Here is a 12484-nt window from a genome sequence, read left to right as displayed (position 1 = left end):
CATGGCTGAGTTATCAAACTGTCCAAAATGCGACGGCCTTTTTGTAAAAAATCAATTCCGCGAAATCTGCCAGGATTGCTGGAAAGAGGAAGAAAAGATATACGAAACGGTTTATCAATTTATCCGCAAGCGGGAGAATCGGACAGCGAAGCTGCTGGAGGTTGTGGAAGCGACCGGAGTTGAAGAAGAGCTTATTTTGAAATTTATTAAAAGCGGGCGATTAAAGCTTGCTCACTTTCCAAATCTCGGCTATCCGTGCGAAAAATGCGGGACAAGCATTCGCGAAGGAAAGATTTGCGGGAGCTGTGCTGAGGAACTGAGGAAGGATCTTCAGCAATTTACCGCTGAGGAACAACGGAGAAAAGAAATGTTAAAGAAAGAGAAAAACGCGACTTATTTTGTGGTAGATGAAAAACTAAAGGGGCGGTATTAGGCTATGTGTCAGGTGCACATAGCCTTTTCTATAGGCTTTTAGATGTATTTTTTACCAAACATAAATTAATATTTAAAGAAACCGCATCTATAGCCGATAATAGAATTAGATTGAAATCGACCGGAATGAAAGTGAGGGATACCTATGAAAATTAATAACTTTGGACCTTCAGGTGTGAATCCGTACAAACGACAAATGAATAAGCTTGAAAGCACGAGCAAACCAGCGAAGACTGCTTCAGATAAAATCGAAATCAGCTCCACTGCCAAGGAAATGCAGCAGGTATCACAGCTGAGTGAAAACCGCAAAGCAAAGGTAGAAGAGCTTAAAATTCAGGTAGAGAACGGCACGTATAAAATAAATCCAAAAGAATTAGCAAAAAGCATAGCCAGCTTCTATTCGAAAAAATAAAGGGGAGGGAACAGGCATGTCCGCCGAAACGCTAATCACAACCATGGAAAAACTGCTCAAGCTGCATAAAAGCCTTTATGAGCTTGCCGTCAAAAAGACAGACATCATTAAGAACGGCGACATGGACGCCCTGAACCAGATGCTGAAGGATGAGCAAACGCATATAGCTGCGATTGACCGGATGGAAAAGGAACGTCAGAAAGCGGCAAAGATGATTGCTGCCGGGATGGAGAACCCAACAGTTTCAGATTGCATGGCTTTCCTTTCACAGGATGAACAGATCAAGCTGGAGACGATAGCAAAAGAGCTGACTGAGCTGGTATACGAATTAAAGGAACAGAATTACCTGAACCAGCAGCTTGTCCATCATTCCCTGCAGTTTGTCAATGTCTCTATGAATCTCTTAAGGCCGCAGCCGGAAAACATGAACTACGGCCCGCCGGCAAAAAAGAAATCATCCGAAAAGAACACCCCAGGCATCTTTAACTCGAAAGTGTAGCAGAACGGAGGAACAAACATGCGTTCAACCTTTATGGGACTTGAAACGGCCCGCCGCGGCATGTTTACCCAGCAAAGTGCTTTACATACAACAGGCCATAACATTTCAAACGCAAACACGCCCGGCTATTCCCGGCAGCGGATTAATTTTACACAGACAACTCCTTACCCATCTGTCGGCATGAACCGCCCGCAGCTGCCAGGCCAAATGGGAACGGGTGTTGAAGCCGGAAGCGTCCAGCGCATAAGGGAATCCTTCCTGGATGTTCAATTTAGGACAGAGAACACCAAAATGGGCTATTACGGTTCCATGAGCGAATCCCTTACCAAGATGGAAGAGATTATGAATGAACCATCCGAAAGCGGACTGCATAGCACGCTCGAGAAATTTTGGAACGCACTTCAGGATCTATCCAGCCATACTGAAAACACCGGTGCCCGTGATGTAGTGGCTGCATCCGGACAAATGGTCGCCGACACGCTTAATTATTACTATAACTCATTAACAAGAGTGCAGGATGATATCGGCAGCCAGGCTGAAGTGAAAGTAGAAGAAATAAATTCGATTGTGGCGCAAATTGATCATCTTAACAAACAGATTGCTGCGGTAGAGCCGCATGGCTATCTTCCGAATGACCTGTATGATGAACGCGATATGCTTGTTGATAGTCTTTCAAGTCTGGTAAATGTAAAGGTGTCCAAAGTGACCCCTGATAATTATGGCAACGCAAAGAAGATTGCTGATGGATTATATAATATTGAAATCGTGCAGCAGGATGGGAAGTCGTTCGATCCCCCTATAAACCTGGTATCTGCAACCAAAGAGTCAGGTGTCGTGGGTATCAGTAAAGTGGAACTTGAAAAGAACCCTGACAGCGGATTGGTAGCGGGATTGAAAATTGGAGAGAGTAATATCTCTGATTTTAGCAATCTCTCAGGAGGGCTGGCCGGTCTGATAAAAAGCTATGGGTACGAGACAGAAGGCGGCTCGAAAGGAATCTATCCGGAAATGCTGGATAAGCTGAATAAGATGGCTGAGGCATTTGCCAGGGAGTTTAATGAGATTCATAAAAATGGATTCGCCCTTGGAGCAGCTGATCCATCAGGATTGGACTTTTTCCAATTCACGTCTGTAAATGCGGCTCAATCCATTAAGGTTAATCAGGCGATATTGGATGACTCTACTAAAATCGCTGCAGGCAAAGCAAGCGGTGCTTCAGGAGATAACGCCAATGCACAGGAATTGGCGGATTTGCGAAAGAAGAGTTTTAATGAATATACCTCTCTGTCTCCAGATGAAAAGGCCCAATTAAGCGGCAGCCTTGATTCCTATTATTCAGGAATCATAGGCCGGATGGGCGTAGATTCCCAAAGCGCCAAAAAGGATTTGAAAAACTCTTCGATTCTCGCAGACTCGGTTGAACAGAACAGGCAATCCGTCAGCGCGGTTTCATTAGATGAAGAAATGACCAATATGATTAGATTCCAACATGCCTACAATGCTTCGGCCCGCAATATTACGGTGGTCGATGAAATGCTCGATAAAATCATCAACGGCATGGGCGTTGTAGGCAGATAGGCGGTGAATTAATATGCGCGTAACGCAATCAATGCTTTCCAATAACATGCTGCGAAACCTGAGCAACAGCTATAGCCGGCTGGACAAGCTGCAGGACCAGATTTCCACACAAAAGAAATTTACGAAGCCATCTGATGACCCGGTTGCTGCCATGATGGGGATGAACTATCGTACGGATTTAAATCGGATTCAGCAGTATACCCGCAACATCGGAGAAGTGAGGAACTGGGTCGACAGCACGGATGACGCTTTGGATAAAGGCGTGCTGGCACTGCAAAGGATTCGTGAGCTAACTGTCCAGGCCAGCAACGGTACGCTTGAAGGGGACCAGCGAAAGGCTATTGCTGAAGAAGTCAAGCAGTTGAAAGAGCACCTGCAAAACATCGGCGATACTCAGGTTGGCGGAAAATATATTTTTAATGGGAACAAGACAAATGTAAGACCTTCGGAGGCTGGTACTTATGCAAGTGGAAGTATTGAGCTAGAGGTCTTCTCAGGAATTAAGATTCAGGTGAATACAGAGGGATCTGAGTTATTTGGGGATATGCTGTCTGCTGATGGAGATATTCAAAAATTAATCATAGCTCTGGAAACGAATGATCCGTCTATTGGGGACATGCTTGAAAACGTTGATAAGAATATCGATAACTTCTTGTCAGCGCGTGCTCTCATTGGTGCCAAGCAAAACCGTGTCGACCTCATGGAGGACCGCCTTTCCCAGCAGGAAGTATTCTCGACCAGAATTCTTTCTGATAATGAGGATATCGATATGGAAAAAGCGATCATTGAGCTTACAACGCAGGAAAGCGTCCATCGTGCCGCACTAAGTGTCGGTGCCAAGATTATACAGCCCACTCTGACTGACTTTTTAAGATAATAAATGAAAGCTATCCATTTGTGATAGCTTTTTTTCATAAAGGCTGTTTTCTCATAGATTGTTGTTTTAGCTTAGGAATTTTGCCCGTTGATTTCCGCTGCAGGCACTTGCTTTCCGCGGGGAGGAACGGGAGCCTCCTCGACGCCCTGCGTCTGTGGGGTCTCCCGCTCCCTCTCCTCCCGCAGGAGTCAAGTACCCTCCGCTCCAATCAACTCAGCAAATTTAACTAAGTTATTAAAAAGAAACAAACTTTAAAGAGGTGACGCTAATGAATGTCCCGCAAATAAGACTGGAATCCAACTTTATCCGGCTGGGCCTAAACATTGAAAGGCCCATGCAGGAAATCTCGCAGCCGCCTGCTGTTTTATCCATTCAGCAGCCAAAAGCTATACTTGAAATCGAAACCGCTCCAGGTAAGCTGACCATCGACCAGACGAAAGCAAGGGAAGACGTAGATTTAAAAAGCATCGGCAGGAGAATTGAGGAGTTTGCACAAAATGGCTATCAGGACTGGCTGAAAGGGCTTGAAAGAAGGGCAGCACAAGGGACGGAGCTCATGAGAATTGAAAATGGCGGCAATCCGATTGCATACCAAGCAAAAGAAAACAGTGAGGGTTTGCCTAAACAGTTTAATATCGGATGGATTCCATCTCACAATAGTGTAAAGGTTAATTATGAACCTGCTAAGGTAAACGTTAAGGCCCAGCCGCAAAAGCCGAAGATTGACGTTGAAATTAGAAAGCCTATTCATAACTATACGCCTGGGAAAGTAACCGCAGAAATACTTGAAAAAAACAGTCTAAGCTTTGATTTTATAAATCTAACAATCTAACAAAGTGGTGAAAAAATGAAGATACAGACGAAATTTCATGGCGAACAGGATATAAACAGAAAAGATATTATTCAATTTTCAAGTGGCATTCCTGGATTTTTAAAGGAAAAGGAATTTTACATCCTGCTGCTTGAAGGGACAGATCTTTATGTGCTTCAGTCAGTTAATAAAACAGAGGTTGCTTTTATTATTACAGATCCTTTTGTGCTTTTTCCGCAATATGAATTTGATTTGCCGGAAGAGGTACTAGAAAAATTAGAGATCGAATCGGAAAAAGACGTTGCCATCTTTACCATCTTAACGGTAAGAGAGCTCTTCCAGGAAACAACCGCCAACCTGCAGGCGCCGTTAATCATCAACCAAACAAAAAAATTGGGAAAGCAAATCATACTCAATAACCCAGCCTACCAAACAAAGCATAAAATCCCAACTCCTCAAGAACAGGGGGAGAAATAATGCTCGTACTTACCAGAAAGCTTAAAGAATCCATCATGATCGGCGACGACATTGAAATCTCTGTTCTCTCTATCGAAGGAGATCAAGTCAAACTTGGCATCAATGCTCCGAAAAACGTCGACATACATAGAAAAGAAATCTATTTGTCTATTCAGCAGGAAAACAGCAGCGCAGCACAAACCGAAGTAAACGCTATCGATAGTCTAAGCTCCTTCTTTAAAAAAAAATAAAAAATTTTTCCAAACTGTTAAAGACCTGTCTAAATAAGTCGATATAACTATTGTAAAGCTGAAACAGCATAAAGGCGGCCGACTTTTCTGCTGTTGGGCAAAACAAACCACATGGACGTGGGACATATAACTCAAGGAGGAACAAAACAATGAGAATTAATCATAACATTGCGGCTCTTAACACTTATCGTCAGTTAAACAGCGCAACAGGAGCTCAATCAAAATCGATGGAGAAACTATCTTCTGGTCTTCGTATTAATCGTGCAGGAGATGACGCTGCTGGTCTTGCTATTTCTGAAAAAATGCGTGGGCAAATTCGTGGATTAGACCAAGCTTCCCGAAACGCCCAGGATGGTATCTCTCTAATTCAAACTGCTGAAGGTGCATTGAATGAAACGCACTCAATTTTACAGAGAATGAGAGAGTTAACAGTTCAATCAAACAATGATACGAATAATCCTGATGATCTAGCTGAAATCCAAAAGGAGATAGCAGAGCTAAACTCTGAAGTTACAAGAATTGCTGAAAAGACAGAGTTTAATACTAAAACTCTATTGACAGGAAGTTTAGGCGTATCAGCAGCGTCAGCCACAGGTGTAACTGACGCTGAATATCTTGCAGCCGGTATTTCTTTTGATGCGTCTGGAGTACCAAGTGGTGAAACGTTAACTATTACTACAAATGCAACTGATGATACTATTACTGTTACAGGTGCAAACAGTGGTGTATCTCAAACACTTTCTCAGGATCCGGCAGCTGTAGCGGCTGGAACAACTTTAAATTTTGATTCTATAGGACTATCAATTTCTTTTTCTTCAAATGCTAATCTTGAAACCTTAGATGGTGGTACTGCGACCGCGTCAGGTAGTACGCTTTTAACATCAGGAACACAGCTTAGTTTCCAAATTGGAGCAAACTCTGATACGACACTAGATATTAGTATTGGGGATATGAGGGCTTCTGCACTTGGTTCTACCGCATCAAATGCAAATGTTGCAAATTTGGCTGCAGTTAATGTTGTTAATAAAGATTTTGGTGACAACTTAGAAGTAATTGATGAGGCAATCAAAAAAGTATCTGCACAACGTTCTCAACTAGGTGCTTGGCAAAACCGTCTAGACCACACAATCAACAACCTAGGAACATCATCTGAAAACCTAACTGCTGCGGAATCTCGTATCCGTGACGTAGATTATGCTTTAGCTGCATAAGGAGTGACAAGCACAGTCGTCCTAGCTGGTAACGGCTAGCGATCATAATCGGGTGAATTGCTGGAAACCCCTTAGAGCTTTTCTTGCCACAACGTAGTTGGAAACGACAAACGTGATGGTTTGAAAAAAGAAAAGATTGGGCAATCAGCAGCCAAGCTCCTGTCTTGAAAGAGTGGAGAAGGTTCAACGACTAGGATAGACCATCTAAGGCGATAGCTATGATGATGAAATCCATAGGTGAAACAATGTATCATCAGCATTGTGAATCCGAAGTGCCCGACCCCTACCAGAGTTATAGAGGGTGAAGATATAGTCTAGTCATTTGTGAAAGCAAATGTTCGCACGATGGCGAAAGAAATGATGAACCAAACTAAGAATTCAATTCTTTCTCAAGCAGCACAAGCAATGTTGGCTCAATCTAATCAAATGCCTCAAGGAGTGTTACAACTCTTAAGGTAATTGATTAGAAGGGCGTCTAGCTTGGTAACGAGCTAGAGTATAACTGGGTGAATTGCTGGAACTTCCTAAAGCTTCATCAACCACAACGTAATTGGAAACGGTTAGCGTGATGGTTTGAAAATGATGAGGATGGAACAATGGATAATCAGCAGCCAAGCTCCTGTGAGGAAACTCTGGAGAAGGTTCAACGACTAGGGAATACGGTCTAAGGCAAAAGGCTATGACTATGAATCTCGTAGGGCAGTAAAAGCTGTTCGAAGTGCCCAGCCTCTTGGAAGACAAGGGTGAAGATATAGTCTATTCTGTTCTCGAAAGATACAGTCGCAAAGCAAGCGAACCAACAGCCACAAGGGGTTCTTCAACTTCTTCGTTAAATTTAGATTAATCAAAAGGGGCTCTAGATTTTCTGGAGTCCCTTTGTTTAATAGGTAAAAAAATTTATGCAAGCTAAAATTATCAGTTATAGGAATTAGTTATAAATGCTATTACTTATCTCATTGTAAAAGACCAGCCTTCCTCAACTCCTTCAGCTTATAAACAATCGACCAATACGATCTTTGCAGTTCGTTAGCGATTTGTTTATCAGTTTTCCCATTCTTTTTAAAATCAATGATTTGGGCCACTTCGTTTTCTGTATAGTTCCTAAATCTGTTTGAGTCAGAAGAAAGAATTTGATAGCCAGTATGTAGTTTTTTTAACTTTTCTTCTTCTACTTGGAATCTTGTTTCCCAATTAAATTTATACTCCATTTTCTTGCATCCACTTGCTATTTCTCTTATAACACCTAGAAAGTCCAGACTAGCCATTACCGTTGTAAGTCTTAGTATATAACCGTAGCCATCTTTTCTTTTGCTTATCTTAAAGTCAAAACCAAATTTGCTATTAATATGTGTTTTTAATATATGTAGCTGATCTCGAGGATAGTTTTGTAAATAAAGAAAAATATGTGGAGTTAAATAGATGAGCTTCTTTTGGTGATTAACCCTTTTTGATATACATAATGAGCCGTCATCCAGATAAAGAACGGTTAAAAAGTGAAGTAGATTACAGGTTGATAGCAATTCTACAGGAATTCTCTTATTGCCCGAAATATCATAGAAATATGGATATAATTTGGTGAAATAGGGATCAGAACGAGAAACGAGATAATTTCCGTTTGGCCGAATATAAAGCTGTCCATCATAAAAGGAAGCTTTCCACATGCGATAAGCTTCTTGCTGTTTGCCGTAATGCTCTCGGTAACTGTTGTTTTTTCTTCTGCTTCCCGGGTAGCATTTTGTGATCTCCCCGTCAGCAATAATGCTGGCAAATAAGATATTCTGTTGGACAGGACTAAGGCATGAAAAAGTCATTTGGACCACCTCGCCAATATATATATATAGGAATATATGTTCGTATTTATTTTATCCTAAACGGAAACTGATATAAAGGTTTAGTTAATAATTTTTATTTTTTGCCGATATTAGTACTAAGTAAAATAAATAAGGTAGGAGATTGCTATGATAGATCGATTATCATCCCAAACCGTTTCTCTTACATCAAGAACGACAAGCCTCAATGAGAATTCAAATGAAAGCAAAAAAATAGAAACAGTAAGTAAACAGCAGGTTCAAGCACAAGCAAATGAAGCTAAAAAGGAAGAAGAGGTCACTGAAGTAGTAGATAGCATGAATAAATTTTTACAGGCGTCTCATACCTCTTTAAAATTCGAACTTCACGAAAAATTAAATGAATACTATGTGACTTTGGTGGATGATGTTACCCAGGAAGTAGTTCGTGAGATACCTTCTAAAAAGCTGCTTGATGTATACGCTGCGATGACGGAATTCCTTGGCCTTATGGTAGATAAAAAAATTTAAGCGAGTTGATTTAAATGGTAAGAATCGGCGGTCTGGCAAGCGGAATGGATATTGATTCCCTTGTGAAAGACTTGATGAAGGCGGAGCGGATGCCGCTTGATAAGATTATGCAGAAGAAGCAGAAGCTTGAGTGGCAGCGGGATGATTTCCGCGCTATGAATACGTTGCTTCTGGACTTTCGTTCTGAATTAACACAAATGAAATTAACCACTAAATATAGGGTCAGAAATGTAGTTTCTACGAATGATGACAGAGTCACCGCGAATGCAAGCAGTGCGGCTTCGTTATCTTCTTATTCGATTTCCAATGTGAAACAGCTCGCTTCTGCTGCTACAAGGATTAATGCTGGAGGAGTTTCAACTGATCCTGATGCCAAGCTTGATCCTAATATAGGTCTGTATTCACAAACTAGTAAGCTTGACACCAGCACTGGTTATAAATGGTCTCAAGGAATAGTGGGCAGCAAGTCTATAAAGGTGACTGCGGACAATACAGTTGATTATTCATTAGAATTGGGTTCCACCCTAAAGGCAAGTGAAATTCCCAATATGTCCGTGAAGGTGAATGGAACTTCCTTTGAAATCGTTACTTCTGAAGCGGATTTGCTAAAGGACAATCAGGTATTGGTTAGTGCTAATGGATCTTTAAAGTTTAAAAAAGCTCCTATAAAGGAAAGTGTCATCTCAGTTAACTATGTTCTGGAGAACAAGGTGACTGCTCAGACTTTAACGTCTCCTGCTAAGGAATGGCAATTAGCTGAAGGTGCTCTTGCTTCGGATATCTCATTGAAAGTAAACGATGTTACCTACACTGTCAGTGAACCGGCTGCAGTGGATTCTGAGGGGTTTGTTACTCTAACAGATGGAACGAATTCCATTGGAAAAATAAATCTGGAGACCGGTAAAATAAAGTTTGACACTGAGCAGGCGGCAGATACCAAATTAGAAGCTACCTACAAGCATAATTACGCTACCTTCAATTTAACTTCCCACACGTCAAAAGGCGCAGTAAAGGAAAACTTCCTGGTAAAAGGAACGGATTCATTAAACATGGTTATGAGTAAGGTGAACGAATCCAATGCTGGCATCTCCATGTTTTATGATTCTTTCTCCGATCGCATCTCCTTAACACGGAAGGAAACGGGGAATTTCAGAGGAGAGGATCCGACTCTTGCTGCAGATGAGGCCTATACCTATAGCGCAGCAACAGATGGGGAAATTGAAACGGGAGGGGACTTTTTTAATAAGTTATTAAAATTTGATGGTGCCACTGAAACGGGCGGAGAAAATGCTGTTTTTGAAATAAACGGCCTTTCAACTGAACGCAGCAGCAATACATTTGATATTAATGGCGTCACGTTCACTCTCAAGCAAACCTTCAGTGATGCACCAGTTAATTTATCCATCAGCAATGATTCGCAAAAAGTATTTGACAATATTAAAGAGTTTGTAACGAAGTACAACGAACTCATTGGTAAGATTCAAACGAAGATCGGGGAAGACGTGTATCGCTCTTATCAGCCCTTAACAGATGAGCAGCGCGAATCACTCTCCGATAAACAGCAGGAACAATGGGAAGAGAAGGCCAAAAGCGGTTTATTAAAAAGAGACCCTATACTCTCTCAATTATTATCAGGGATGAGAAGTGACTTTTATACACCTGTGCAGAATGATAGTGTGAATCCTCTATACAATCAATTAGCTTCGATTGGCATTAAGACGACAGCAAACTATTTGGAAGGCGGGAAGCTTGAGATTAACGAAGCTGAGCTAAGGAAGGTAATTGAAGCAGATCCAAGTTCGGTTGAAAAGCTTTTTAACGCTTCTGGCACAGCGAATGCCGAAAGAGGAATTGTCCAGCGTCTATATGATACGGTTAATGCTAGCTTTGAAAAATTAAAGAAAAAAGCAGGGGGCAGCGGTTCTGTTAATACACAGTTTGAGCTAGGGAAACAACTGATTGACATGGACAAAAGAATCGACAGCTTCGAAGATAAATTAAAAAGAGTAGAAGACCGCTACTGGCGCCAATTCACCGCTATGGAAAAAGCGATCCAGCGTTCTAATGAGCAATCCATGTTCCTCATGAATCAATTCAACAGCGGCATGTAATAAAAAGGAGTGTTTGAAATGGCAATAAGCAATCCATACCAATCCTATCAGCAGAACTCGGTGAATACAGCATCACCAGGAGAGCTGACACTTATGCTTTATAACGGCTGCCTGAAGTTTATTCATCAGGCTAAAAAGGCCATTGCAGATCAGAACATTGAAACGAAAAATACCAATATCCAAAAAGCGCAGAATATCATCCAGGAGCTGATGGTGACACTTAATATGGATTTGGACGTTTCGCAGAATATGATGTCTCTATATGATTATATGAACCGGAGATTAATAGAGGCTAATATTAAAAATGATGCTGCGATTCTTGAAGAGGTAGAAGGCCTGGTGACCGAATTCCGTGATACTTGGAAGGAAGTTATCCAGGTTAATCGCCAGAAACAGTTCTCACAAGGCGGCACGGCTTAGTGAGTTCGGTACAAAGCTTTTATGAAGCAACACTTGAGCTGATTGCCACTTTAGAAAATACAACCATCGACCGTGATAAAAAAATAAGTGAGGTAGAAGTGCTCCTTGAGAAGCGCCAGCTGACTATGGCTAACATGGCCCCTCCTTATACAGAAGTCGAAAAGGAATTGGGTGCCAAGCTAATCAAGCTCAACGAAAAGGCAACCCAGCTCATGCAGCGCGAAAAGCTTTTCATCCAAAAAGACATCAAAGACTTAAGCGTCAAAAAAGAATCATCCAATAAATACATCAATCCCTATCAATCCATGGCAACGGACGGCATGTTTTATGATAAAAGAAAATAGGTGACCCATTTGTTAACTTTGACAGAAGAGCAGTACGTTTTTTTGAAAGGATACAGCGACCTTTTATATACGATTGATGAGGCGTTTGATTATATTGTCAAAAGCTATAGCGATTTGAGCAAAACAGAAGGAGACCGTCTCCTTGCTGATGTTTTTCAGGCACTGCCGCAGGTAGCAGCATCTAATGAGCAGATCAGCCAGCTTTTTCATAACGACCATTCGATGCAGAATGCGTTAAAAGATATCAGCACTGTGGCCGATCAAGTTGAGCTGCTTTTGCAATGCTTTGAAGACCTTCCAGTAAGGCAGGAAATCATCTCACAAAAGCTTTATCCAGCTTTTGCTCATTGGCATCAATCCATCCAGCAAGAGCTTAATCCCTATATCCAATCCTGAGCGCTTCCCGACGAAGCGGTTTTATCACGCATTAACGGGCAGTAAGCCCACCTATTTCAAGGATTTGAAAATCAAAATAGATTTCTGAATGGTGGGCCAACTGCCCGTAAAAGCCTGATCGGTGCAACTAACCACCAGCGAGTAATGAAAAACCCCCGCTGATGGAAGGTTCACTTTATTTTCCCCCTATAATTTAGTCACACTCTCGTCACCAATACGCCACAACTTTTGCACATTTTTCACTGTTTCGGCAGGAGTTTTTAAGGGTAAAATAGAAATATAAATACATAGTCTTAATATACTTTTAAGACTAGGCATTCTTTTTCAGAAGCTCATTTTTTAGCTGTTGATTTTACAGCTGGCGTTCT

The 12484-nt window shown here is 41.6% G+C and carries 15 protein-coding genes and 1 pseudogene; 15 read left to right on the top strand and 1 reads right to left on the bottom strand.

Going from position 1 to position 12484, the window contains the following annotated elements:
• Window position 1: 1 nt before the first annotated feature.
• The 10 genes and pseudogenes from J7I93_RS03130 to J7I93_RS25070 all read left to right on the top strand — a co-directional run.
• Window positions 2-433, top strand: coding sequence for a TIGR03826 family flagellar region protein (locus J7I93_RS03130; RefSeq protein WP_214723210.1), 432 nt, complete (start codon window positions 2-4; stop codon window positions 431-433).
• A gap of 144 nt (window positions 434-577) precedes the next feature.
• Window positions 578-844, top strand: a complete 267-nt coding sequence (gene flgM, locus J7I93_RS03125; protein WP_214723208.1) for a flagellar biosynthesis anti-sigma factor FlgM — start codon at window positions 578-580, stop codon at window positions 842-844.
• Window positions 845-860: 16 nt separating this feature from the next.
• Window positions 861-1343 (top strand): flagellar protein FlgN, encoded by a 483-nt coding sequence (locus J7I93_RS03120; RefSeq protein WP_214723206.1) that lies wholly within the window; start codon window positions 861-863, stop codon window positions 1341-1343.
• A gap of 18 nt (window positions 1344-1361) precedes the next feature.
• Window positions 1362-2921 (top strand): flagellar hook-associated protein FlgK, encoded by a 1560-nt coding sequence (flgK, locus tag J7I93_RS03115; RefSeq protein ID WP_214723204.1) that lies wholly within the window; start codon window positions 1362-1364, stop codon window positions 2919-2921.
• 13 nt (window positions 2922-2934) lie between these two features.
• Entirely contained in the window at window positions 2935-3798 is an 864-nt protein-coding gene (gene flgL / locus J7I93_RS03110; protein WP_214723202.1) for a flagellar hook-associated protein FlgL, read from the top strand.
• 268 nt (window positions 3799-4066) lie between these two features.
• Window positions 4067-4630: a DUF6470 family protein gene (locus tag J7I93_RS03105; RefSeq protein WP_214723200.1), complete on the top strand. Its 564-nt coding sequence runs from the start codon at window positions 4067-4069 to the stop codon at window positions 4628-4630.
• 15 nt (window positions 4631-4645) lie between these two features.
• Window positions 4646-5086, top strand: a complete 441-nt coding sequence (gene fliW / locus J7I93_RS03100) for a flagellar assembly protein FliW (RefSeq protein WP_214723198.1) — start codon at window positions 4646-4648, stop codon at window positions 5084-5086.
• Entirely contained in the window at window positions 5086-5316 is a 231-nt protein-coding gene (gene csrA, locus J7I93_RS03095) for a carbon storage regulator CsrA (protein ID WP_214723196.1), read from the top strand. Before fliW ends, csrA begins: the two co-directional genes overlap by 1 nt.
• Window positions 5317-5465: 149 nt before the next feature.
• Entirely contained in the window at window positions 5466-6527 is a 1062-nt protein-coding gene (locus tag J7I93_RS25345) for a flagellin N-terminal helical domain-containing protein (protein ID WP_214723194.1), read from the top strand.
• A gap of 345 nt (window positions 6528-6872) precedes the next feature.
• Window positions 6873-6986: pseudogene (locus J7I93_RS25070) on the top strand (flagellin); the annotation flags it as partial.
• 494 nt (window positions 6987-7480) lie between these two features.
• Here the strand turns inward: J7I93_RS25070 and J7I93_RS03080 are convergent.
• On the bottom strand, window positions 7481-8338 hold the full coding sequence (locus tag J7I93_RS03080; RefSeq protein ID WP_214723192.1) for a DNA endonuclease: 858 nt from the start codon (window positions 8336-8338) through the stop codon (window positions 7481-7483).
• Window positions 8339-8485: 147 nt separating this feature from the next.
• On the opposite strand from J7I93_RS03080, the gene flaG reads away from it, so the two are divergent.
• From flaG to J7I93_RS03055, 5 genes are read left to right on the top strand one after another with little or no spacing between them, the layout of a single operon-like run.
• Window positions 8486-8845: a flagellar protein FlaG gene (flaG, locus tag J7I93_RS03075; protein ID WP_214723190.1), complete on the top strand. Its 360-nt coding sequence runs from the start codon at window positions 8486-8488 to the stop codon at window positions 8843-8845.
• 14 nt (window positions 8846-8859) lie between these two features.
• Window positions 8860-10956 (top strand): flagellar filament capping protein FliD, encoded by a 2097-nt coding sequence (fliD, locus tag J7I93_RS03070; RefSeq protein ID WP_214723188.1) that lies wholly within the window; start codon window positions 8860-8862, stop codon window positions 10954-10956.
• 18 nt (window positions 10957-10974) lie between these two features.
• On the top strand, window positions 10975-11376 hold the full coding sequence (fliS, locus tag J7I93_RS03065; protein WP_214723185.1) for a flagellar export chaperone FliS: 402 nt from the start codon (window positions 10975-10977) through the stop codon (window positions 11374-11376).
• On the top strand, window positions 11376-11720 hold the full coding sequence (gene fliT, locus J7I93_RS03060) for a flagellar protein FliT (RefSeq protein WP_214723183.1): 345 nt from the start codon (window positions 11376-11378) through the stop codon (window positions 11718-11720). The genes fliS and fliT overlap by 1 nt, the downstream gene beginning before the upstream one ends.
• A 9-nt stretch (window positions 11721-11729) precedes the next feature.
• Complete coding sequence (locus J7I93_RS03055) at window positions 11730-12116, top strand: DUF8042 domain-containing protein (protein WP_214723181.1); 387 nt, start codon at window positions 11730-11732, stop codon at window positions 12114-12116.
• Window positions 12117-12484: the final 368 nt, after the last annotated feature.

Origin of the sequence: Bacillus sp. ISL-47 (genome assembly GCF_018613175.1) — a bacterium.
GTDB lineage: Bacteria > Bacillota > Bacilli > Bacillales > Cytobacillaceae > Cytobacillus.
This window is presented reverse-complemented; position numbering and strand designations above follow the sequence as displayed.

What these genes read in the sequence shown, in the direction of transcription:
- fliD (WP_214723188.1), top strand. Translation starts at nt 8,860, where the DNA reads ATGGTAAGAATCGGCGGTCTGGCAAGCGGAATGGATATTGATTCCCTT.
- J7I93_RS03130 (WP_214723210.1), top strand. Translation starts at nt 2, where the DNA reads ATGGCTGAGTTATCAAACTGTCCAAAATGCGACGGCCTTTTTGTAAAA.
- flaG (WP_214723190.1), top strand. Translation starts at nt 8,486, where the DNA reads ATGATAGATCGATTATCATCCCAAACCGTTTCTCTTACATCAAGAACG.
- flgM (WP_214723208.1), top strand. Translation starts at nt 578, where the DNA reads ATGAAAATTAATAACTTTGGACCTTCAGGTGTGAATCCGTACAAACGA.
- J7I93_RS03120 (WP_214723206.1), top strand. Translation starts at nt 861, where the DNA reads ATGTCCGCCGAAACGCTAATCACAACCATGGAAAAACTGCTCAAGCTG.
- J7I93_RS25345 (WP_214723194.1), top strand. Translation starts at nt 5,466, where the DNA reads ATGAGAATTAATCATAACATTGCGGCTCTTAACACTTATCGTCAGTTA.
- flgK (WP_214723204.1), top strand. Translation starts at nt 1,362, where the DNA reads ATGCGTTCAACCTTTATGGGACTTGAAACGGCCCGCCGCGGCATGTTT.
- J7I93_RS03105 (WP_214723200.1), top strand. Translation starts at nt 4,067, where the DNA reads ATGAATGTCCCGCAAATAAGACTGGAATCCAACTTTATCCGGCTGGGC.
- csrA (WP_214723196.1), top strand. Translation starts at nt 5,086, where the DNA reads ATGCTCGTACTTACCAGAAAGCTTAAAGAATCCATCATGATCGGCGAC.
- fliS (WP_214723185.1), top strand. Translation starts at nt 10,975, where the DNA reads ATGGCAATAAGCAATCCATACCAATCCTATCAGCAGAACTCGGTGAAT.
- J7I93_RS03080 (WP_214723192.1), bottom strand. Translation starts at nt 8,338, where the DNA reads ATGACTTTTTCATGCCTTAGTCCTGTCCAACAGAATATCTTATTTGCC.
- flgL (WP_214723202.1), top strand. Translation starts at nt 2,935, where the DNA reads ATGCGCGTAACGCAATCAATGCTTTCCAATAACATGCTGCGAAACCTG.
- fliW (WP_214723198.1), top strand. Translation starts at nt 4,646, where the DNA reads ATGAAGATACAGACGAAATTTCATGGCGAACAGGATATAAACAGAAAA.